Here is a 20,415-nt window from a genome sequence, read left to right as displayed (position 1 = left end):
AGACGCACAGGAATGATGGTAATGTTGAAAAAGTGGAGTGATGTTCTTACTATTGTGAGTGGGAAAAACCAGAAACTGGTTACTGATCCCAATGGCCGATACCCAATATATGGGAGCGGCGGAGTGATGGGGTATGCCCGTTCATATCTATGCGAAGCCGGAACCACGATTGTAGGCCGGAAAGGAACAATTAACAATCCTATTTTTGTGAATGAACCATTTTGGAATGTAGATACTGCTTTCGGAATATCGCCAGGAGACGAATTGCATCCCAAATATTTATATTATTTCTGTTGCTCCTTTAATTTTAAAGAATTGGATAAATCAACTACAATTCCAAGTCTTGCAAAAAGAGATCTTCTTCAAATCCAGATGCCTGTTCCACATCTAAACGAGCAGGAGCGCATTGTCTCCAAAATTGAGGAGCTGTTTTCCAAACTGGACGCCAGCGTGGCGGAACTGCAAACCGCAAAGGAGAAGCTGAAGGTTTACCGCCAGGCGGTGCTGAAAGAGGCGTTTGAGGGCAAGCTCTCTGAGCAATGGAGAGGGGGACACAATATATCCCCACAAGATGATTTTTTGAGTATCTGTAAGCAAAATCAATCTTTTAAAGATACATCTGGCGATGAAAACGAAATAGCACTCGACTTGCCGGACACATGGCTAAAAGTGCGTATTGGTGATGTTTTTGATGTAGAGGTTGGAGCAACTCCTAAACGTTCAATCCCTGAATATTGGAACGGTGACATCAATTGGGTAAGTAGTGGCGAGGTACATTTCAATACAATTACCAAGACGAAAGAAAGAATCACTGAATCCGGGTTGGCTAACTCATCTACAAATTTGCACCCTGTTGGAACCGTTATGCTGGCTATGATAGGAGAAGGAAAAACGAGGGGCCAGGCAGCTATTTTGAATATCGTTGCAGCACATAACCAAAATACAGCAGCCATATTGGTATCCAAAACCCCTTGTGAACCTAAATATATCTATTATTTTCTTCTCTTGAACTACGAAAATACCAGACGAGTTGGCTCTGGAAATAATCAAAAGGCATTGAATAAAGAGCGAGTTCGTGCATTGCGTTTTCCATTTACATCGTTCGAGGAGCAGAGAGTAATTGTTGAGCGCATAGAATCTCGGTTATCTATATGTGACAGTGTAGAGCAAACCATTGACACCTCCTTACAGCAGGCAGAGGCCCTGCGGCAGAGTGTTTTGAACCAGGCGTTTGAAGGGAGACTGGTATAGGTGGGAAAACGGATAGAAGGCAAATGCAAGCTCTGTGGGCAAGTAAAACCTTTGACTTTTGAACACGTACCGCCGGAAAGTGCCTTTAATTCCTTACCAGTGAGAGAAATCCCATTTGAAGAAAGCATCAAACTCATGACCGGAGAAGATGGTCGTCTCCCGTGGGATATGGAAGGCTTAAAAGGCAAGCTGAATCAGCGAGGTGGAGGAGGCTATTTTCTTTGCTCAGACTGTAACAGTAATACTGGATCTTGGTATATTAGCGAATATGTTCGTTTGGTGAGAACATTACACGAAGTGATATCTAATCTGAACCCCAATACCAATGATAGATGCTATTTTGAGGTTGAGAAACTCCATCCGCTCCAAATTTTTAAAGCAATCATGACAATGTTTTGCGATATCAATAATGGGTGCTTTGGTGATGAATCTTTAAGGGAATTTTTATTGAACAAAGAATCGAATGTGTTCAATAAGGAAAAATACTCTGTTTATCTCTACCTCACAAAAGGCCCGATGGTAAGAATTAATAGTCTGGCAGCAATTTGCCGCTCAGATGTGGGGATTGTCATACAATCTGAAATATCCCGCTATCCAGTAGGAGCAGTGCTGTACATCGATAAACCAAAAGCATTGACACCACTGGGATTAGACATTACTCAATTTGCTGACTGTAAATATTCCGATGAATGTAATGTGTCTTTTTATGGCATTCCACTTTTAGAAATCAATACACAATTCCCTGATGACTATCGGAGTAAAGATGAAATTGTCAAAGGAATTGAGCTATCACAGAAAGAGAAGACTCTGGAGGAGAACTGAATGTCTGAACAAACCACAACCATCATCTCCAAGGTCTGGGGAATGTGCGGGCCGCTGCGGGACGATGGCGTGTCCTACGGTGACTACCTGGAGCAGCTCACCTACCTGATCTTTTTAAAGATGTCCGACGAGTATGCAAAGCCCCCGTATAAGCGCCAAACCGGCATCCCGGCTGGCTGCGGCTGGGCGGACATGAGCGATCTCAAGGGCGCGGAGCTGGAAGAGAAGTATAAAGCCATCCTGGAGACTCTGGGCGAGCAGGGCGGTACCTTGGGCAAGATATTCAAGGGCGCTACCAACAAGATCAACAACGCCGCAATCCTGTACCGCATCGTCCAGATGATCGACAAGGAAAAATGGGTGTCCATGTCCACTGACGTCAAGGGTGAGATCTACGAGGGCCTGCTGCAAAAGAATGCCGAGGACGTGAAAAGCGGAGCGGGCCAGTATTTTACCCCCCGCCCGCTGATCCAGGCCATGGTGGAGTGTATCCGCCCGGAGCCCAAGAAGACCATTGCCGATCCCTGCTGCGGCAGCGGCGGCTTTCTGCTGGCGGCCCAGAGCTATCTGGCCGACCCGAAGCGCTACAACCTAGACCGGGAGGAAAAGGAGTTCTTGAAAAAAGAGGCCTTCCGTGGCTGGGAGATCGTGCCCACCACCTTCAAGATGAGCCTGATGAATCTCTACCTCCACAACATCGGCGACCTCTACGGTCAGGTGCCCATCACCCTGGGGGATGCCCTGCTCACTGACCCTGGTGAGCGGTTTGACTATGTACTCACCAACCCGCCCTTCGGCAAAAAATCCGCCCTCACCTTCACTAACGAGGAGGGAGAGCAGGAGGAAGAAGATCTGGTCTACAACCGGCAGGACTTCTGGACCACCAGCTCCAACAAGCAGCTCAACTTCCTCCAGCACATCAACACCCTGCTGAAAGCCACCGGTAAGGCGGCGGTGGTGGTGCCAGACAATGTACTCTTTGAGGGTGGAGCCGGTGAAACCATCCGAAAGAAGCTGCTGGAGACCTGCGACCTCCATACCATTCTTCGTCTGCCTACCGGTATCTTCTACAAGCCCGGCGTTAAGGCCAACGTGATCTTTTTTGACAAGCGCCCTGCCAGCCCGGAGAAGCAGACCAAAGAGGTCTGGGTCTACGACCTGCGGACCAATATGCACTTCACCCTCAAGCAGCATCCCATGACTTTTGGGGATTTGGAGGACTTCATTCAGTGCTACAACCCGGAAAACCGACATGAGCGCCACGAGACCTGGAGTGAGGAAAACCCCGAGGGCCGCTGGCGCCGCTTTACGGCAGAGGAGATCCTTGCCCGGGACAAGACCAGCCTGGATATCTTCTGGATCAAGGATAAGTCCCTGGCCGACCTGGACAACCTGCCCGCCCCGGAGGAGCTGGCTCAGGATATCATGGAGAACTTGCAATCGGCTATGGATGGGTTCAGTGAGCTACTGGCAGCACTGGAAAAATAGGTATCACTCTTTCTCCGAACTGTGTCCATAATCATCTGTATACTATACCCATGAAGCCCAGGGAGCATATGCTTCCTGGGCTATCCTTTTATCTGGAGGTATGGTTATGAACGTATTGCTGGTCCCACCCCTGGAGCCGCCCCGGGCGGCAGAACTGGACAACACCCCGGAGGCTATGCAGCGAGCGGTAGGAGGGCCCATCCAGGCGATCTACCCCTTCGAAGAGCCGGTGGCCCTCATCTGTCACGAGGAGGGCAAACTGGTGGGATTGCCCCTCAACCGCTGCCTGCGGCTGGACAACGGGGAGATCTACGACATTGTCGCAGGAACCTTCTTTCTGTGCGCCGCCCCGCCGGACAGCGAGGACTTTGAGAGCCTGACGCCGGAGCAGCTGGAACGCTATCGCTGCCGCTTTGCGCGGCCGGAGATTTACCTATGATGGAGCGGCTTATGGAGGACGGCTTCCGCTACGGGGAACCGGTGTACACCCAATGCTCAGAGGAGATGATAGCCTTGTCAGAGGAACTGCGTAAACAGCTGGACCGGGAGGCGGCCGATCTGCTGGACAGGTTGGAGGATGTCTTTGTGAAGCGGGAGACGGCTTCCGTGGAGGGGGCCTTTCGGGAGGGAGTCCGGGTGGCCATTCTGCTGGCTCTGGACCTCTTTCCCCCTTCCGGACCGCCCGAACCTTGAACTGTATACTATAAGCTACGATGGCCTCGGGGAAAGCCCCGGGGCTTTTTTGCGTTTTAAGGAGGAATTACCATGAAAGAACTGCATACCTGCGAACTCTGCGGCGCTTCTCTGCCAACCGGGCAGCTGTACCATTTCGATGGCCAGGAGCTGTGCGCCCAATGCCTGGACAACCACACCCTGTTCTGCAGCTATTGCGGCGAGCGGATCTGGGAGAGTGACAACGCAGGCACCACTGACACCCCACTGTGCCAGGACTGCTTTGACGACCACTATGTCCGCTGCTGCCGCTGCGGTGCTCTTGTGAGAGAGACCGGGGCCTATTACGAAGAGTCGGACGAATTTGACGAGCGGCCCTACTGCCTGGACTGCTTCCATACCCTGTCCCGGGACAAGCCCATCCACGATTATTATTACAAACCGGAGCCCATCTTCCAGGGAGAGGGGCCCCGGTTTTTCGGTGTGGAACTGGAGCTGGATCAGGGCGGCGAGGATCCGGACAGCGCCCGGGCGCTACTGGATATCGCTAACGCCGGGTATCCTCTGATGTACATCAAACACGACGGTTCCCTGGACGACGGCCTGGAGCTGGTGACCCATCCTCTGTCCCTGGACTGGCAGCTCCACGCTATGCCCTGGGAGGATGTTTGCCGGAAGGCCCTCTCCCTGGGCTACCGCAGCCACCGGGCCAGCACCTGCGGGCTCCACATCCATGTGAGCCGGGCGGCCTTCGGGCCTACCCAGCAGGAGCAGGACCAGGCCATTGCCCGGGTGCTCTACTTCTTTGAGAAACACTGGGAGGAGCTGCTGAAGTTCAGCCGCCGCACCCAGCGGCAGCTGGAGCGGTGGGCCGCCCGGTACGGCTACAAGGAGCACCCCATGGATATTCTGGACTTTGCAAAGAAGGGCTACCACGGGGGACGGTATACCTGCGTCAATCTGCAAAACCTGGACACGGTGGAGTTCCGGATGTTCCGGGGCACCCTGAAAACCAACACCATTTTGGCTACCTTGGAATTGATTGACCACATCTGTGATGCAGCAGTGCATCTGTCTGATGACGAGCTGAAAGGCATGGCCTGGACTACCTTTGTATCCGGCTGTCAGCAGCCGGAGCTGGTGCAGTACCTGAAAGAACGGCGGCTCTATGTGAACGAGCCGGTAGAAAGCGAGGAGGAAGCCTGATGTGCTGTTTGTTTGGAATCATGGACAACAACGGAAGTCTCACCGGTAAGCAAAAGACCAAGCTTATCCGGGCACTAGCGGCTGAGAGCGAGGTCCGGGGGACGGACGCCGCCGGCATCGCGTACAACAGCGGCGGCAGGCTCCAGATCTGCAAAGGTCCCGGTCCCGCCCGCAAGCACCGTTTCTTTGTACCGGGAGACGCCAGAGTGGTGATGGGCCATACCCGCATGACGACCCAGGGAGACGCGAAATATCCCCAGAACAATCATCCCTTTGCCGGCAAAGTGGGCAGGCTGCACTTTGCCTTAGCCCACAATGGGGTGCTGTACAACGACAAGAGCCTGCGCAAGAGCAAGAAGCTGCCTCAGACAAATATTCAAACGGACAGTTATGTAGCGGTGCAGCTGCTGGAACAACAGGGAGCCCTCACACCGGACAGCCTGAGCAAGATGGCTGAGACGGTGGAGGGCTCCTTTGTGTTTACGGTGCTTGACCATAAAGACCGGCTGTATCTGGTGAAGGGGGATAACCCACTGACCATCTGGCATTACCCGCGGCTGGGGCTGTACATCTACGCCTCAACCCTGGCCATTCTGCATCAGGCAGTAAACCGCACCTGGCTGGCCGGGGAGCCCTTCCGGGAGGTGCCGGTCTCGGACGGGGAGATTCTAAGATGGGACAAGCACGGCCTGACCACGGCGGGACAGTTCATGATGACCTACCCTATCTATCGTCCATGGCATCCCTGCGCCCGCTCGTATCAGCCGGACCGGAGCTATCTGCGCACCCTCAAGAACATCGCCTCCGCACTGGGCTATACGCCGGAGGATATCGACGAGCTGCTGGAGGCCGGGTATTCCACTGATGAGATCGAGGAGGAACTGTACGGCATCCCGGGCTGGCAGGAGTATCGTTAGGGTATACCCCAGTGAGACGGTAAAAAAGAGTCCCAAGAGGGTCGGTTTCGGACATTTGAGACGTCTCATTTGTCCGGCACACCCTATTGGGACTCCGCTCATTCAAATCAGCTTTTCCAGCAGCCCTTCAAAGAGGGACAGGTAGCAGGTCTGGATCCGCCGGAAAATCTGGTCGGCGGTGTTCTCATCGTAAATATGGGAGGTCATATTGCGGTCGTTGAGCAGGCCGATCCATCCGTCGCTGTCGGAGATCAGGCCGTCCGCAAAGGCCTGCCGCATCACCGCCTTGGGGCTGTTCAGATCCACATGGCCCTGGTCCAGCAGCCACTCCCTGGTGGTCTTCCACGCCAGCTCACAGGTGAACTCAAATCGCTGGATGATGCCATCCCGGGCCAGCTGCGGATCGGAGGCACCTTCGTATCCTGCAAGGCCCTCCTTCAGACGAAGCAGGGCACTCTCAAAATTTTCCCGTTTGATCGTAAACTTGTCCATCAGGATCACTCCGTCCTTTCTCACGTTATCTAACAGTGCCTGGGATGTGCGGTCATCAACAAAGACCACATCGACCTTATGGAGGCTGGGAAGGTCATCCACAGCATTCAGCAGTTGAGGCTGACAGGCAGCCGGGACTCCCCAGAGGGCAAAGTCGTAGTCGCTGTCCGGGCGAAAATCACCTCTGGCCCGGGAGCCAAACAGGCACAGCCGCTGGGCATGATAGCGCTCCGCTACCGCTTTCATCTCTTCGATCAGGCGATCCATCCAGCTCCCTCCTCTGCGTTTGTGCTCCTCTATCTTAGCACAGACAAGCGCACACAACAATACAAGAAAAGTATACCACAGAATAAAACAGAGATCATGTTGAAGGGAGAACGATCCCATTATGAAAATCGGATATATCAGAGTAAGTACCCAGGAACAAAACACCCTGCGCCAGGAGGTGCTGATGGAGGCGCTGGGAGTGGACCAGATCTATATCGATAAGATGAGCGGCAAAAACGTTGAGCGGCCTCAGCTGAAAGAGATGATGTCCTTCGTTCGCCGGGGAGATACCGTCATCGTGGAGTCCATCAGCCGCTTCGCCCGCAACACGAAAGATCTGCTGGAACTGGTGGAGCAGTTGGCCGCCAAGGAAGTGGTATTCATCTCCCAGAAGGAGGCCATCGACACCGCCACCCCCACTGGGAAATTCATGCTCACCGTGTTTGGCGCGGTGGCCGAGCTGGAGCGGGCGTACCTCCTCCAGCGTCAGCGGGAGGGAATCGATATCGCCAAGACCCAGGGGAAATACAGGGGGCGGAAGCCGATCCAGCCGGATGACCTTGATGTTGTAGTTGATCAATGGCGCGCAGGTCACCTTACAGCTGTGCAGGCTATGAAGAAACTTGGCATGAGCAAAGCAACTTTTTACCGATATGTAAAATCCAAAAAGCTCATTAATTGACGTAATTTAACTGCAATAGAAAATCTGTTTTATATCAGAATCATATATGATATAATCCCTATTAGAAGTATGTTACTATGTGGGGTGATAGCGTGATTACCTATCTTAAAGGCGATATATTTAGTTCTCCCGCTCAGACATTGATCAATACTGTTAATACAGTCGGTGTTATGGGAAAAGGAGTTGCACTAGAATTTAAAAAGCGCTATCCAGAGATGTTTTCTGCTTATGAACGAGTTTGCAAATCAAGGCAGTTAGAAGTTGGGAAGCTTTTTCTCTGGAAGGGACCAGATAAGTGGGTTCTCATGTTTCCAACAAAGATTCATTGGCGAAATCCATCAAAAATTGAATATATTGAAGCCGGATTACAAAAATTTGCGGCTTCCTATGCAGATAAAGGGATTACCTCGGCTGCGTTTCCGCGCCTTGGCTGCGGGAATGGAGGCCTGGATTGGAAACTTGTACAACCTCTGATGGAGAAATATCTAAGATCGCTTCCAATTCCTGTCTATATCTATGTTGGTAGCTATCGAGATCAGACTCCGGAGCATGTAGAGCCAGAGCCGATGGAGAGATGGCTTCACACCCATCCGGAAAATATAGGATTTGCTGTGTTGGAGGAAGATTTGCGGAAGTATTTCTCACAGGAAGTGTGTCTTCCTCTTAAAGATGGGGAATATGGCCGCGCGCGGTGGTCTGAAGATGGAATTATCCTAAAAAATGGACAGGAGGTAACACTGAAGTCAACGGAGTTGTGCAAATTTTGGGTCTATATCCGGGATAGTGGTGTAGTTAGCATGGACAGGCTTCCGGAAAAGTTTTCAGCGCATGCCGAGCTTTTGTTAAAAGTCCTGGAAAAAATGGATTATCTACAGCCGGTTTTGACCTCCCTAAATGGCATTGACTTCAGTGATGGGTATCAGTATATCGAATGAGGTGAGCTCCTGTGCCGACTTATTTGGAAACCATACGACAACAGAGAAAACGGCTTCCACGGGAAATCAATTGGTGGCCTAGCTATTTATATCACTATACGGACGTAAATAATGCAGTCGGAATCATTGAGCAGGAATGGCTTTATGACAGGAAAACAGTAGAAACGCGTCAGCTTGTAAAAATTGATGCTGCAAGCCATAATGTATTGGAAGTAACACGAGATGATATTAAGCATTGCGCACGTTTGTATATGCGTCCATTGACTCCAACTCAATTTTATAATGAAGGCTATAAGCCTAAAACAGTGCGACATAAAGAATATAAGGAGGCAGACTGCCCTGTGGCGGTCTTCTTTCTATTTGATGCGGTCAAGACCCTTGAATATCCGGGCGTTTGCTTTGTGGAGCGAGGGGGAGCTGGCCATCAAATTGAACAGAGGCGTTTTGGACCGGGAAAATTTGCTGAGTTAAATTTTCAAAAGATATTTCACAATGGCCCGACTTCTCATGACTCATCTATTCTCCGTTACCGACGTACAGAAGTGCTACGTGATGACGGACTTCCATTGAATGGTCTGCTCAGACGCATTGTTTGTCGGAGCGTTGCGGAGAAAGAAACGTTGTTTGCGTTACTACAGGAGCGCTGCCCAGCAAGGTATGCACAGTATAAAGATTTGATTACGGCTGCACCTGCAGATCTGGGGACATATCTATTTTTCAGACATGGAATCTTTGTGAGAAATGTAAAATCCTATCCGGATGGGATTTCGATTGAGCTTAACGAAGCAAAACTGCGCTATGATCAAAATAAGGCGCGGAGTGGAACAGTACCTGTTCAATTTACAGGAACCCTTTATTGGAAAGGCAGTAATGGTAATACTCTTGCCTGTGATACCTATAGTGGTTCTCTTGATTACAAGCAGTCCGCGGGAGTTAAAATGAAATACCAGAGGTATTTAAGTGATTACATCCAACTGAAAATAGAATTGGATGGGCACTTGATGTATCAAAATATCTTTGATATCGGCATGAGTGATATTCTATTTTAACGTTTTTGAGGGTTATTTTGATGGAACGCGCCTGTGTCCTTTCGGTAATGCGGTGGGCACTGCGTTGGCCACCGCCAGTTCCTCCCGGGCGAAGTAATCCTGGAGGACCAGTTCTTTTTGGGCGGCCAGGGCGGTGAGATTGGGGCCCACCATCCCGGCGCACACCAGTTGGCCGGGCCGCAGAGGGGAGAGCAGCTCCTCCAGCTTCCGGGGCTGGTCGGACAGAGGGGCGTGGAGCAGGCCGCCCTCCTCCTCCGCCGGCAGAGGCAGGATCAGGCAGTCGGCCAGTTCCACCCCCGCCGGGTCGGTCTCCATCTGTACCCCCGTCAGAGGGCCGTGGCCCTCCAGGGCCCAGGTATGTACCGTGTGGCCGTCGGCAGCCAGCAGCTCCGCCAGTTTGGCCTGCCGCAGGTCACCCCCCGCCACCCACAGGTTCAGTTCATATCTCATGGTAAGCCCTCCGTTCCCAGTGACTGCTCCATCCTATTCCGCCGCCGGAAAAGGGTGACTGGGTGGCACAGCTTGACTTTTTGCTTTAACAGGCTAATAATAAAAAGACAGATCAAGAGAGAGCGGAGATGGACCCGATGGACCGAAACGAACAAAATCGCCTGACCGAAGGCAGCGTCCCCAAAAAGATGCTGGCCTTCGCCCTGCCCATCTTTTTCAGTAACCTGTTTCAGCAATTATATAATGCGGTGGATTCCCTCATTGTGGGCAACTTCATCGGTCGGTCCGCTCTGGCGGCGGTCAGCTCCTCCAGCAGCATGATTTTGCTCATGGTGGGCTTTATCAACGGTGTATCCCTGGGTGCGGGCGTGCTCATCGCACGGTACTACGGGGCGGAGGACGACGACCATATGGAGCGGGCGGTCCACACCACCGTGGCCCTGGGCCTGACAGCAGGTGTGATCCTGACAGTAGTGGGGGCCATTTTAACCCCACAGATCCTCCAGTGGATCGGCACCCCTGCCGACGTCATTGACAACTCCATTCTTTACTTCCGTATTTACTTCTTCGGCTCCTCCGCTGTGGTGCTCTACAACATGGGGGCCAGTATCCTCCAGTCGGTGGGTGACAGCCGCAGCCCCATGAAGTACCTCATTGCCGCCTCCCTTACCAATGTGGTGCTGGATCTGCTCTTTGTGGCGGTACTGAAACTGGGGGTGGGCAGCGCCGCCCTGGCCACCATCCTCAGCCAGTGCCTGTCCGCCTTCCTGGCCTTCCGCAAGCTGACCCTCACCAAGGCGGGCTACCGGGTGAACTGGCGGCGGGTGCGCTTCGAGGGACCTACCTTCAAGCAGATCATCACCCTGGGTATCCCCTCCGGAGTACAGAGCTCGGTGGTCTCCCTGGCCAACGTCATCGTCCAGGCCAACATCAACGCCTTTGACTCCGCCGCCATGGCGGGCTGCGGCGCCTACAGCCGTATCGAAGGCTTTGCCTTCCTGCCGGTAACCTGTTTTGCGCTGGCCCTGTCCACCTTCGTCAGTCAGAACCTGGGGGCCCACCGCTTCGACCGGGTGCGGGCGGGTATGAAGTTCGGCCTGGTGTGCAGCCCCATTTTGGCAGAGGCCATCGGCGGGATCATCTTCCTGGCCTCCCCGCTGCTGGTGGCCGCCTTCAACAGCGAGCCGGAGGTGGTGGCCTTTGGTGTGGCCTACGCCCGCACGGTATCTCTGTTCTACTGCCTGCTGTCCTTCTCCCACTGCTGCGCCGGCATCCTGCGGGGCATGGGGCGGCCCATCGTACCCATGGCCATTATGCTGACGGTGTGGTGCGCCCTGCGTATCACCTACATCACCCTTACCGTGCGGGTCATCCCCGACATCCGGGTGGTCTATTGGGCCTATCCCCTCACCTGGTCCATCAGCTCGGTGCTCTTCGCCCTCTGCCTGCGGCAGCTGCTGCGGCATATGCCCCCCGGCGAGCTGCAAAGCGCGCCCATGTGACCGGACAGGGGGAAAACACAGTGAGAGTGGAGAAAACACCGGCGGTATTTGTACACAATTCCCGTTGCAATCACGGGAAAAAGAGGGTATAATGACTCCAACCTAGAAAAGTGAGGCGTACAGGCATGACCAGACGTTCCCTCACAACTGCATCCTTCCTGTTTTCCTTTGGCTGGGCTCGATTTATGGGCACCGGCTTTTTTGGCATGGGAAAATAGCAGGATGGAGTAAATGGGTGGGCCCTATGGGGCCTGATATTACCTTGTAACACAGACAGGGCGCTCATTGATTTCATCAATGAGCGCCTATTTTTGTCACTGGAAAGGAAGCGTGTCATATGGTAGTCGTCATGAAGCCCGGTACCCGGCAGGAGGATATTCAACATCTGGCAGATAAACTGAAGCAGCTGGGCCTGGAAGTGGGCATTACCAACGGCGTGGGCTGCACCATCCTGGGCCTGGTGGGCGATACCACCGCCGTGGATATGGACAAGATCTCCATCAACCCCAACGTGGAGCGGGTCATGCGGGTGCAGGAGCCCTACAAGAAGGCCAACCGCAAGTTCCACCCCGAGGACACGGTGGTCACCGTGGGCAATGCCAAGATCGGCGGCGGCAACTTCTCCGTCATTGCCGGCCCCTGCTCGGTGGAGAGTGAGGAGCAGATCTGCGCCGTGGCCGAGGACGTGAAGCGCTCCGGCGCGGCCATGCTGCGGGGCGGCGCCTTCAAGCCCCGCACCTCCCCCTACTCCTTCCAGGGCATGGGCACTCCCGGCCTGGATCTGCTGGTGGAGGCCCGGGCCAAGACCGGTCTGCCCATCGTCACCGAGATCATGGACCCCCGGATGGCCGACCTCTTTGAGCGGGAGGTGGACGTGGTCCAGGTGGGCGCCCGCAATATGCAGAACTTTGAGCTGCTTAAGGAAGTGGGCAAGATGAGCAAGCCCATCCTGCTCAAACGGGGCCTGTCCAACACCTACGAGGAATGGATCATGTCCGCCGAGTATATTATGGCCGAGGGCAATGAGAACGTGATCCTGTGCGAGCGGGGCGTGCGTACCTTTGAGACCTACACCCGCAACACCCTGGACGTGTCCGCCATCCCCGCCGTCAAGCAGATGAGCCATCTGCCCGTCATCGTGGACCCCTCCCACGCTGCCGGTATGTACTGGATGGTGGAGCCTCTGGCCCTGGCCGCCGTGGCGGCGGGCGCCGACGGTCTCATCATCGAGGTCCACAACGATCCCGCCCACGCCAAGTGCGACGGCCAGCAGTCCCTTACCCCCCAGAAGTTCGACGCCCTCATGCACAAGGTGGGTATGCTGGTTGACCTGGTGGAGAAAAAGTTGGTAAAATAAAAAGAAATGACGCAGGGGTGGCCAGAAAGATTGCTCCTACGGTATTATGGAAAGGACGAAGTGCCCATGAAGACCCTCACCGTTGCCCTGCCGGGGCGGGAATATGATATTCTGATCCAGCGGGGCCTGCTGGACCAGGCGGGAGCATACTGCCGGAAGGCCCTGCCCCGGGCGGGCAGGCTCTTTGTGGTCACCGACTCCAACGTGGCCCCCCTCTATGCCCCCCGGCTGGAAGCAAGTCTCACCGCCGCCGGGTTTTCTGTGACGATCCATGTTGTGCCCGCCGGAGAGGCCTCCAAGTGTGCCGGTCAGCTGGCCGGCCTGTGGGAGGCCATGATGGCCGCCGGGCTCACCCGTACCGATGCCGTGGTGGCTCTGGGCGGCGGCGTGGTGGGGGACCTGGCGGGCTTTGCCGCAGCTACTATCCTGCGTGGGGTGGACTTCGTCCAGATCCCCACCACCCTCCTCTCCCAGGTGGACTCCTCTGTGGGAGGCAAGGTGGCCATCGACCTGGAGGCGGGCAAGAATCTGGCCGGTGCCTTCTGGCAGCCCAAGCTGGTGCTGATGGACCCGGATACCCTGGATACCCTGCCCGACGCTACCTTTGCCGACGGTATGGCAGAGGTCATCAAGTACGGCTGTATCCTGGACGGGACCTTCTTTGATTTCCTGGCCCACCGGCCCAGCCGGAAGGGAATTATGGCGGAAATCGAACACGTTCTGTATATTTGCTGCAATTTAAAACGGAATATTGTGGAAGGGGACGAGCGGGACACGGGAAAACGGATGCTGCTCAACTTCGGCCACACCCTGGGCCACGCCTACGAGAAGGCGGGCCACTATGAGAAGTGGACCCACGGTCAGGCGGTGGCCGCCGGTATGGTGAGGGCCGCCGGACTGGGGGAGCGGCTGGGGATTACTCCGGCGGGGACGGCGGACAGGATTGCCGCCGTTCTCACCGCTCTGGATCTGCCGGTGGAGATCTCTTGTACGGCGGAGGAGTATGCCGCCGCCATTGGTCTGGACAAGAAGGGGGCGGGGGCGGACATCAGCGTGATCCTGCTGGAAGAGATGGGCCGGGCTATCCCCCATAAAATGCCCAAAGCCGCACTGCTGGAGGAACTGAAATGAATGTGACCATTACGCCAACCTCGCTGGCGGGGGCGGTAACTCCGCCCCCCTCCAAGAGCCAGGCCCACCGGCTCATCATCGCCGCCGCTCTGTCCGACGGCTTCTGCAAGCTGTCCAACGTGGATTTGTCGGAGGACATCCAGGCCACCCTGCGGTGTATGCGCACCCTGGACGCCGACGCTTCTGCTGATGGTACCATCATCCGGGGCGCCGACCTGGTGGATGGCCATGAGGAGCCCGCCCCCGAGGTGATGGACTGCGGGGAGAGCGGCTCCACCCTCCGCTTTCTCATTCCGGTGGCTCTGGCCCTCAAGGGGGGCGGGAAATTCACCGGCCACGGGCGGCTGATGGAGCGGCCCCAGGGGCCCTATTTTGCCCTCTTCCGGGAGAAGGGCATCTTCTACGAACAGAAGGACGGGGTGCTGACGGTACGGGGCAAGCTGACCCCCGGCATTTACACTCTGCCGGGCAACGTGTCCTCCCAGTTCATCACCGGCCTGCTGTATGCCCTGCCCCTGCTGGAGGGGGACAGCCAGATCGTACTCACCACCGGCCTGGAGAGCCGGGGCTATGTGGACATGACCCTGGACGCCCTGGAACGGTTTGGAGTAAAGGCGGAATACGACGGCAAGCGCACCTTCCGTGTGCCGGGAAATCAGTATTACCAGCATCAGAATCTGGCCATTGAGGCCGACTGGTCCAACGCCGCCTTCTGGTACGGAGCCAAATGCCTGGGCTGCCCGGTGGAGATCGGTGGGCTGGATCAGGCCTCCGTTCAGGGGGACCGGGCCATTGCCGGATTTTATGACCAGCTGCAGGGGATCGGCAGCCTGGACCTGGATGTAAGCCAGTGCCCCGATCTGGTGCCCCCTCTGGCCGCCATGGCCGCCCTGCGATCGGGGGAGACCACCCGCATTGTCAACGCCGGGCGGCTGCGGATCAAGGAGAGCGACCGGCTGGCTACCGTGACCGAAGTGCTCAACGCCCTGGGGGCCCAGGTAGAGGAATATGAGGACTACCTGGTGATCCATGGGAAGGAGAAGCTGGCGGGGGGTGTTACCGTCTCCGGCCACAATGACCACCGCATTGCCATGATGGCGGCCATTGCCGCCATCCGGTGTGAAGCGCCGGTGACCATCACTGGTGCGGAGTGCGTCAAGAAGTCCTATCCACGGTTCTGGGAGGATTACCGCAGATTGGGAGGAGAACTGATATGCGACATATGATCTTCGGGGAGTCCCACGGCCCTGCCATCGGCGTGGTGCTGGAGGGGGTACCCGCCGGGCTGGAGCTGGATCTGGGACGAGTACAGAAGGAGCTGGACCGGCGCAAGCCGGGCCAGGACCCCACCGCAACTGCCCGGAAGGAGAGCGACCTGGTGGAGGTGCTCTCCGGGGTGTTTGAGGGCAAGACCACCGGGGCCCCTCTGGCTATGGTGATCCGCAACTCCGACCAGCACTCCAAGGACTATGAATCCATCCGGTACACCCCCCGGCCCAGCCACGGGGATTACGCCGGATTCATCAAGAGCAGAGGCTGTCTGGACTATCGGGGCGGCGGCCACTTCTCCGGCCGTCTCACCGCTCCACTGGTAGCCGCCGGCGCAGTGGCCAAGCAGGTGCTGGCGGGCCGGGGCGTTCAGGTGGGGGCCCACATCAGCTCCATCTACGGCATCTGCGACGCCGCCCTGGAGGACCCGGAGGAACTGAAAGCTGTGGCGGCCAAATCCTTCCCGGTACTGAATGACAGCAAGGGAGAGGAGATGCGCCAGGCCATTCTGGAGGCCAAGGAGGAGCAGGACAGCGTGGGCGGCGCCATCGAGTGCGCCGTCACCGGCCTGCCCGCCGGACTGGGCGCCCCCGACTTCGGCTGCAATGTGGAGGGCGTCTTCTCCCAGTATCTCTTTGCCGTACCCGCGGTGAAGGGCATCGAGTTCGGGGCCGGTGTGGCCTTCTCCCTCATGCGGGGCAGCGAGGCCAACGACCCCTTCGCCGTGGAGGACGGCAAAGTGGTCACCAAGACCAACCACGCCGGGGGAATCAACGGCGGCATCACCAACGGGATGCCGGTGACCTTTGAGGTCACCATCCGGCCCACTCCCTCCATCTCTCTGCCTCAGGAGAGCGTGGACCTGCGGACTGGGGAGGAGACGGAAATTGAGATCCACGGCCGCCATGATCCCTGCATCGTCCCCCGGGCGGTGCCGGTGATCGAGGCGGCGGCTGCCCTGGCGGCCTGCGCTGTATTGGGCATCTGATAAGGAGCGATGGATATGACGGAACTGGAGCAATATCGGCAGGAGATCGACCGCATCGACGGGGAACTGGTCAAACTCTTTCTGGAGCGGATGGCCGTCACCGGCAAGGTGGGGGAATATAAGCAGCGCCAGGGCATCCCGGTGCTGGACGCCAACCGGGAGAAGCAGGTCATTGCCGCCAAGACGGCCCTGACCGACGATCCCGCCCGGAAGGCGGATCTGGCGGCGCTCTATGAGAGCATCATGGCCATCTCCCGCCGCCAGCAGCGCCATCTGGTGAAGGAGGGGGCGGAGGACCCGGGCTATGCCGCCTATCTGGCCGACCTGGCCAGAGTGCGTCAGCCGGTGGCCAATCCCCGGGTGACCTACCAGGGAGAGCCGGGCTGCTACAGCGAGGAGGCCACCGTGGGCTTCTTCGGCGGAGACGTGAACAGCGTGGGCAAGTCCTGGTTCAACGATGTATTCGCTGCCCTGGAGAGCGGCGAGGTGGACTACGCCATGCTGCCGGTGGAGAACTCCTCCACCGGGTCTATCCGGCAGGTATACGACCTGATGGCCCAGTACCGCTATTACATTGTGGGGGAGTGGCAGGTGCCGGTGGAGCACTGCCTGGCAGCACTGCCGGGCGTGGAACTGTCCCAGATTACCACCGTCTATTCCCATGAGCAGGGGCTGATGCAGAGCGAGAAGTATCTGGACGCCCACCGGGACTGGAAGCGGGTGCCCACCCTGGACACCGCCGGTTCTGCCAAGCTGGTGGCGGAGAAGGGGGATCTGACCGCAGCCGCTATCTGCTCCAAGCGGGCTGCCCAGTTGTACGGCCTCAACATCCTGGCTGAACGGGTCAACCACAATACCATGAACCATACCCGGTTTGCCGTGGTGTCTCCGGTCCCCGAACTGCGGCCCGACCGCAACAAGATCAGTGCCGTGTTCCGCCTGCCCCACCAGAGCGGCTCCCTCCATGAGATCCTCACCATCTTTGCCGTCCAGGGGCTCAACCTGCTGAAGATCGAGTCCCGGCCCATCCCTGGACGGGGTTTTGAGTACCTCTTCTTCCTGGATTTCACCGGCGACCTCACCGCCCCCGGCATGGACGGGGTGCTCCACGAGCTGAGCCAATTGGCCACCGAGGTGCGCATTCTGGGCAACTACAAAGCCTGGGAGGAGCAGGCATGAGGGATAACGTGGTGCTCATCGGTATGATGGGCTGCGGCAAGTCCACGGTAGGGAAGCTGCTGGCCAAAGAGCTGGGCTTCACCTTCGTGGATACCGACCAATATATAGAGGAGGCCTTGGGCCGGTCCATCCCCGACATCTTTGCCAGGGAGGGAGAGGCCTTCTTCCGGGACTGGGAGTTGGGCGCGGCAGAGGAACTGGCCCGGCGTAAGGGACAGGTCATTGCCTGCGGCGGCGGCCTGCCCACCCGGGCGGATTCCATCGCTTCTCTAAAATATAGTGGTACTGTGGTTTTCCTCCGGCGGGACCCGGGAGAGATCTACGACAATGTGTCTATGGGTAGCCGCCCCCTGGGCCAGCAGGGGAGAGAGGCCTTTCTGGAGCGATATGCCGGACGGGAGCCCATCTACCTGGAGTGGGCGGACCATGTGGTGGATGTCCAGGCCACCCCGGCGGAGACCGTCCAGCGGATTTTGGAGGTGCTGAAATGAAATTTCTCGTCATCAACGGACCCAACCTGAACCTGCTGGGCAAGCGGGAGCCGGGTATTTATGGGGAGAACACCTATGACAGCCTGTGCAAGCGGTTGGAGGACTTTGCCGCCGCCCACGGCTCTGAGGCCCACTGCTTCCAGTCCAACCACGAGGGGGCCATTATTGACGCCATCCACGCCGCCGACGGGGTGTATGACGCCATCGTCATGAACCCAGGGGCCTTTACCCACTACTCCTACGCCATTCTGGACGCCCTGAAGGCGGTGGATGTGCCCTGTATTGAGGTCCACATCTCCAACGTCCACCAGCGGGAGGAGTTCCGGCACAAGAGCGTCACCGCCCCCGCCTGTGTGGGTCAGATCTGCGGCCTGGGCCTGTATGGCTACGAGGCGGCAATGGGTTACTTTCTCGCCAGAGAGTTGTAACCGAAGAGAGCTTCCATAAATGAGCAAGGAGAGATTATGAAATATCCTTCTGTTCCCTTGCCCCGCATTGGAATGCGGGTCATCAAGACAGCCGTGGCGGTGATGGTGTCCTATGCGCTGTTCCTTCCCTTTGGCCTCACCTATCGGGAGGAGCTGGGAGGTATTTTGGGGCAGATGGGGCCTCTGTATGCCTGTATTGCCTGCATCATCTGCACCCAGAGCACCCTGGGTCAGACCTTCCGCCAGGGTATTTCCCGCCTGATCGGCGTCATTGTGGGCGGCGCCCTGGGTACCGCTACCCTGCTGCTGGGACCGGCCCTGGAGCATTTCTGGCTCAAGACCATCATTCTTGGTGTGGTATGTGTGGCAGGGGTTTGGTTGTGTCTGCTCATCAAGCGGCCCACCGCCTGCGGCATGGCCTGCATTCTGCCCTGTGTCATTCTCATCACCGGCGTCACCGGTGTGACCCGGTATTACTACGCCGCTGCCCGCATGATTGAGACCATTGTGGGATTGCTGGTGGCCCTGGCAATCAACGCCGCCCTCCCCGACCACCGGCCGGAGGGCGAACGGGGAGAGATGGATATGAATGTGGAACTGAAAAACACTACCCGCAAGCTGTGCGTTATTGGGGACCCGGTGGCCCACTCAAAGTCCCCTCTGATCCAGAATACCATGCTCAAGGCTCTGGGTCTGGACTATGTGTATCTGTGTCAGCCGGTGCCTCGGGGACAGTGCAGGGAATGGCTGGAGTGTGCCAAATTTGCCGGGTACGCCGGATTCAACGCCACCATGCCCCACAAGGAGGAACTGGTGCCCCTGCTGGATGTGCTGGACGAGGACGCCAGGCTTATCGGAGCGGTGAACACCGTATGCATCCGGGAGGGCAAAACCTACGGCTACAACACCGATGGCGAGGGCTTCCTTCGGGCACTGGCCGACGAGGGCATCGATCCGGCGGGTAAAAAGGTGACGGTGCTGGGAGCGGGAGGCGCCGCCAAGGCGGTATGTCTCAAGCTGGCCCAGGCCGGAGCGGGGGTCATCGTGTGCAACCGTACCCTCGACAAGGCTCAGGCCATCTGTGACCACGACCCGGAGCACCTTCATCCGGCGGGCTTTTCCCAGGATGAACTGGCCCGGGCGGCGGAGGAGTGCGACCTGCTGGTGAATTGCACCTCCCTGGGAATGGCGGACACCGCCGGACAGTTTGCCGACTTCTCCTTCCTGGATCATCTGAAGCCCGGCGTGCCGGTGGTGGACCTGATTTACGCGCCCGCCGAAACCGAGCTGCTCCGCCAGGCCAAGAAACGGGGCCACAAGACCGCCAATGGGCTGGGACTGCTGGTCAACCAGGCGGTGCTGGCTCTGGAGCACTTCACCCAGACTAAAATCGACGCCGCCGAGATGAAAAAGCGGATTGCTGAAGTTTTATAATGTGATATTTGATAGGAGGCCCCGCCGTCCGTTGGGACGGCGGGGCCTCTTTTTACGGCTCGTCGGGACCAAACAACTGGGAGATGGGCACCCCCAGCACCTGAGACAGGCCGTACAGCTCGATGTCGGTGACCGTACGCTGCCGGTCCTCAATCCGGGAGACCGAGCCCCGGCAGACATAGATCGCCATGGTTTCCAGCTTATCGGACAGGGCCTGCTGGCTCATGCCCCGCTTGATGCGCAGGGCCCGCACCTGCTCGCCCACCAGGTTTTTGGCAGTCCCGTCAATGATCCTGGCCATGAGAATACACCTCCTTTTGTCTTGACATAGGACAACCCCAACGTTATACTGAAAATCGTCCTGAGTTGTCCTATCATAGGACAAAACTAAAAAATGTAAGGTCA

The 20,415-nt window shown here is 56.9% G+C and carries 22 protein-coding genes; 19 read left to right on the top strand and 3 right to left on the bottom strand.

Annotated features, from left to right (window positions below; translation table 11 throughout):
• Nucleotides 1-21: 21 nt before the first annotated feature.
• The 7 genes from B5E56_RS10355 to B5E56_RS10325 all read left to right on the top strand — a co-directional run bounded on the left by B5E56_RS10355 (nt 22) and on the right by B5E56_RS10325 (nt 6,356).
• A complete protein-coding gene (locus B5E56_RS10355; RefSeq protein ID WP_206404972.1) occupies nt 22-1,251 on the top strand; it encodes a restriction endonuclease subunit S in 1,230 nt (409 codons plus the stop codon).
• Nucleotides 1,252-2,073 carry a hypothetical protein gene (locus tag B5E56_RS10350; RefSeq protein WP_143383158.1) on the top strand — a complete coding sequence of 274 codons (822 nt, stop codon included), beginning with the start codon at nt 1,252-1,254 and terminating at the stop codon, nt 2,071-2,073.
• Nucleotides 2,074-3,561 (top strand): HsdM family class I SAM-dependent methyltransferase, encoded by a 1,488-nt coding sequence (locus B5E56_RS10345; protein WP_087389728.1) that lies wholly within the window; start codon nt 2,074-2,076, stop codon nt 3,559-3,561.
• Between the two features lie 106 nt (nt 3,562-3,667).
• Nucleotides 3,668-4,000, top strand: a complete 333-nt coding sequence (locus B5E56_RS10340; RefSeq protein ID WP_206404971.1) for a DUF3846 domain-containing protein — start codon at nt 3,668-3,670, stop codon at nt 3,998-4,000.
• Nucleotides 3,997-4,254: a hypothetical protein gene (locus tag B5E56_RS10335; protein WP_087189371.1), complete on the top strand. Its 258-nt coding sequence runs from the start codon at nt 3,997-3,999 to the stop codon at nt 4,252-4,254. Before B5E56_RS10340 ends, B5E56_RS10335 begins: the two co-directional genes overlap by 4 nt.
• Before the next feature lie 72 nt (nt 4,255-4,326).
• Nucleotides 4,327-5,439 carry an amidoligase family protein gene (locus B5E56_RS10330; RefSeq protein WP_143383157.1) on the top strand — a complete coding sequence of 371 codons (1,113 nt, stop codon included), beginning with the start codon at nt 4,327-4,329 and terminating at the stop codon, nt 5,437-5,439.
• Complete coding sequence (locus B5E56_RS10325; protein ID WP_087389725.1) at nt 5,439-6,356, top strand: class II glutamine amidotransferase; 918 nt, start codon at nt 5,439-5,441, stop codon at nt 6,354-6,356. The genes B5E56_RS10330 and B5E56_RS10325 overlap by 1 nt, the downstream gene beginning before the upstream one ends.
• A 102-nt stretch (nt 6,357-6,458) precedes the next feature.
• On the opposite strand, the gene B5E56_RS10320 is transcribed toward B5E56_RS10325, so the two are convergent.
• The gene (locus tag B5E56_RS10320; RefSeq protein ID WP_158098705.1) at nt 6,459-7,115 is read right to left on the bottom strand and encodes an HI0074 family nucleotidyltransferase substrate-binding subunit; all 657 of its coding nucleotides are present in this window, start codon (nt 7,113-7,115) and stop codon (nt 6,459-6,461) included.
• A gap of 121 nt (nt 7,116-7,236) precedes the next feature.
• On the opposite strand from B5E56_RS10320, the gene B5E56_RS10315 reads away from it, so the two are divergent.
• The 3 genes from B5E56_RS10315 (at nt 7,237) to B5E56_RS10305 (ending at nt 9,781) form a co-directional block, all read left to right on the top strand.
• Nucleotides 7,237-7,797, top strand: coding sequence for a recombinase family protein (locus tag B5E56_RS10315; protein WP_087389719.1), 561 nt, complete (start codon nt 7,237-7,239; stop codon nt 7,795-7,797).
• Nucleotides 7,798-7,889: 92 nt separating this feature from the next.
• Nucleotides 7,890-8,732: a macro domain-containing protein gene (locus B5E56_RS10310; RefSeq protein WP_206404970.1), complete on the top strand. Its 843-nt coding sequence runs from the start codon at nt 7,890-7,892 to the stop codon at nt 8,730-8,732.
• A gap of 11 nt (nt 8,733-8,743) precedes the next feature.
• Complete coding sequence (locus tag B5E56_RS10305; RefSeq protein WP_087389713.1) at nt 8,744-9,781, top strand: DarT ssDNA thymidine ADP-ribosyltransferase family protein; 1,038 nt, start codon at nt 8,744-8,746, stop codon at nt 9,779-9,781.
• Nucleotides 9,782-9,793: 12 nt separating this feature from the next.
• On the opposite strand, the gene B5E56_RS10300 is transcribed toward B5E56_RS10305, so the two are convergent.
• Nucleotides 9,794-10,231 carry a dipicolinate synthase subunit A N-terminal domain-containing protein gene (locus tag B5E56_RS10300; RefSeq protein WP_087389710.1) on the bottom strand — a complete coding sequence of 146 codons (438 nt, stop codon included), beginning with the start codon at nt 10,229-10,231 and terminating at the stop codon, nt 9,794-9,796.
• A gap of 137 nt (nt 10,232-10,368) precedes the next feature.
• Between B5E56_RS10300 and B5E56_RS10295 the strand changes: the two genes are divergently transcribed.
• The 9 genes from B5E56_RS10295 (at nt 10,369) to aroE (ending at nt 20,010) form a co-directional block, all read left to right on the top strand.
• The gene (locus B5E56_RS10295; protein ID WP_087187770.1) at nt 10,369-11,733 is read left to right on the top strand and encodes an MATE family efflux transporter; all 1,365 of its coding nucleotides are present in this window, start codon (nt 10,369-10,371) and stop codon (nt 11,731-11,733) included.
• A gap of 337 nt (nt 11,734-12,070) precedes the next feature.
• On the top strand, nt 12,071-13,090 hold the full coding sequence (gene aroF / locus B5E56_RS10290) for a 3-deoxy-7-phosphoheptulonate synthase (protein WP_087389707.1): 1,020 nt from the start codon (nt 12,071-12,073) through the stop codon (nt 13,088-13,090).
• A 66-nt stretch (nt 13,091-13,156) separates the two neighbouring features.
• Nucleotides 13,157-14,221, top strand: a complete 1,065-nt coding sequence (gene aroB / locus B5E56_RS10285; RefSeq protein ID WP_087389703.1) for a 3-dehydroquinate synthase — start codon at nt 13,157-13,159, stop codon at nt 14,219-14,221.
• Nucleotides 14,218-15,447, top strand: coding sequence for a 3-phosphoshikimate 1-carboxyvinyltransferase (locus B5E56_RS10280; RefSeq protein ID WP_087389698.1), 1,230 nt, complete (start codon nt 14,218-14,220; stop codon nt 15,445-15,447). Before aroB ends, B5E56_RS10280 begins: the two co-directional genes overlap by 4 nt.
• Nucleotides 15,444-16,478, top strand: coding sequence for a chorismate synthase (aroC, locus tag B5E56_RS10275; protein ID WP_343214246.1), 1,035 nt, complete (start codon nt 15,444-15,446; stop codon nt 16,476-16,478). Before B5E56_RS10280 ends, aroC begins: the two co-directional genes overlap by 4 nt.
• Nucleotides 16,479-16,493: 15 nt before the next feature.
• Nucleotides 16,494-17,657 (top strand): bifunctional chorismate mutase/prephenate dehydratase, encoded by a 1,164-nt coding sequence (locus B5E56_RS10270; RefSeq protein ID WP_087389693.1) that lies wholly within the window; start codon nt 16,494-16,496, stop codon nt 17,655-17,657.
• Nucleotides 17,654-18,148, top strand: a complete 495-nt coding sequence (locus B5E56_RS10265; RefSeq protein ID WP_087389690.1) for a shikimate kinase — start codon at nt 17,654-17,656, stop codon at nt 18,146-18,148. Before B5E56_RS10270 ends, B5E56_RS10265 begins: the two co-directional genes overlap by 4 nt.
• On the top strand, nt 18,145-18,576 hold the full coding sequence (aroQ, locus tag B5E56_RS10260) for a type II 3-dehydroquinate dehydratase (protein ID WP_087389687.1): 432 nt from the start codon (nt 18,145-18,147) through the stop codon (nt 18,574-18,576). Before B5E56_RS10265 ends, aroQ begins: the two co-directional genes overlap by 4 nt.
• Before the next feature lie 36 nt (nt 18,577-18,612).
• On the top strand, nt 18,613-20,010 hold the full coding sequence (gene aroE / locus B5E56_RS10255) for a shikimate dehydrogenase (RefSeq protein ID WP_087389684.1): 1,398 nt from the start codon (nt 18,613-18,615) through the stop codon (nt 20,008-20,010).
• Between the two features lie 52 nt (nt 20,011-20,062).
• Here the strand turns inward: aroE and B5E56_RS10250 are convergent, their stop codons facing one another.
• Entirely contained in the window at nt 20,063-20,311 is a 249-nt protein-coding gene (locus B5E56_RS10250; RefSeq protein WP_087389680.1) for a helix-turn-helix domain-containing protein, read from the bottom strand.
• Nucleotides 20,312-20,415: the final 104 nt, after the last annotated feature.

The sequence above is a fragment of the Flavonifractor sp. An112 genome (genome assembly GCF_002161085.1).
In the GTDB taxonomy this organism is placed as follows: domain Bacteria; phylum Bacillota; class Clostridia; order Oscillospirales; family Oscillospiraceae; genus Flavonifractor; species Flavonifractor avicola.
Note: the sequence above shows the minus strand (reverse complement) of the source record. Positions and strands in the feature narration are given on the sequence as shown.

Bases quoted from the DNA above. Each gene is read 5' to 3' on its own strand.
- aroE (WP_087389684.1), top strand. From the start codon at position 18,613: ATGAAATATCCTTCTGTTCCCTTGCCCCGCATTGGAATGCGGGTCATC.
- B5E56_RS10270 (WP_087389693.1), top strand. From the start codon at position 16,494: ATGACGGAACTGGAGCAATATCGGCAGGAGATCGACCGCATCGACGGG.
- B5E56_RS10335 (WP_087189371.1), top strand. From the start codon at position 3,997: ATGATGGAGCGGCTTATGGAGGACGGCTTCCGCTACGGGGAACCGGTG.
- aroF (WP_087389707.1), top strand. From the start codon at position 12,071: ATGGTAGTCGTCATGAAGCCCGGTACCCGGCAGGAGGATATTCAACAT.
- B5E56_RS10250 (WP_087389680.1), bottom strand. From the start codon at position 20,311: ATGGCCAGGATCATTGACGGGACTGCCAAAAACCTGGTGGGCGAGCAG.
- B5E56_RS10345 (WP_087389728.1), top strand. From the start codon at position 2,074: ATGTCTGAACAAACCACAACCATCATCTCCAAGGTCTGGGGAATGTGC.
- B5E56_RS10330 (WP_143383157.1), top strand. From the start codon at position 4,327: ATGAAAGAACTGCATACCTGCGAACTCTGCGGCGCTTCTCTGCCAACC.
- B5E56_RS10315 (WP_087389719.1), top strand. From the start codon at position 7,237: ATGAAAATCGGATATATCAGAGTAAGTACCCAGGAACAAAACACCCTG.
- B5E56_RS10340 (WP_206404971.1), top strand. From the start codon at position 3,668: ATGAACGTATTGCTGGTCCCACCCCTGGAGCCGCCCCGGGCGGCAGAA.
- B5E56_RS10280 (WP_087389698.1), top strand. From the start codon at position 14,218: ATGAATGTGACCATTACGCCAACCTCGCTGGCGGGGGCGGTAACTCCG.
- B5E56_RS10320 (WP_158098705.1), bottom strand. From the start codon at position 7,115: ATGGATCGCCTGATCGAAGAGATGAAAGCGGTAGCGGAGCGCTATCAT.
- B5E56_RS10355 (WP_206404972.1), top strand. From the start codon at position 22: ATGTTGAAAAAGTGGAGTGATGTTCTTACTATTGTGAGTGGGAAAAAC.
- B5E56_RS10295 (WP_087187770.1), top strand. From the start codon at position 10,369: ATGGACCGAAACGAACAAAATCGCCTGACCGAAGGCAGCGTCCCCAAA.
- B5E56_RS10265 (WP_087389690.1), top strand. From the start codon at position 17,654: ATGAGGGATAACGTGGTGCTCATCGGTATGATGGGCTGCGGCAAGTCC.
- B5E56_RS10325 (WP_087389725.1), top strand. From the start codon at position 5,439: ATGTGCTGTTTGTTTGGAATCATGGACAACAACGGAAGTCTCACCGGT.
- B5E56_RS10300 (WP_087389710.1), bottom strand. From the start codon at position 10,231: ATGAGATATGAACTGAACCTGTGGGTGGCGGGGGGTGACCTGCGGCAG.
- aroC (WP_343214246.1), top strand. From the start codon at position 15,444: ATGATCTTCGGGGAGTCCCACGGCCCTGCCATCGGCGTGGTGCTGGAG.
- aroQ (WP_087389687.1), top strand. From the start codon at position 18,145: ATGAAATTTCTCGTCATCAACGGACCCAACCTGAACCTGCTGGGCAAG.
- aroB (WP_087389703.1), top strand. From the start codon at position 13,157: ATGAAGACCCTCACCGTTGCCCTGCCGGGGCGGGAATATGATATTCTG.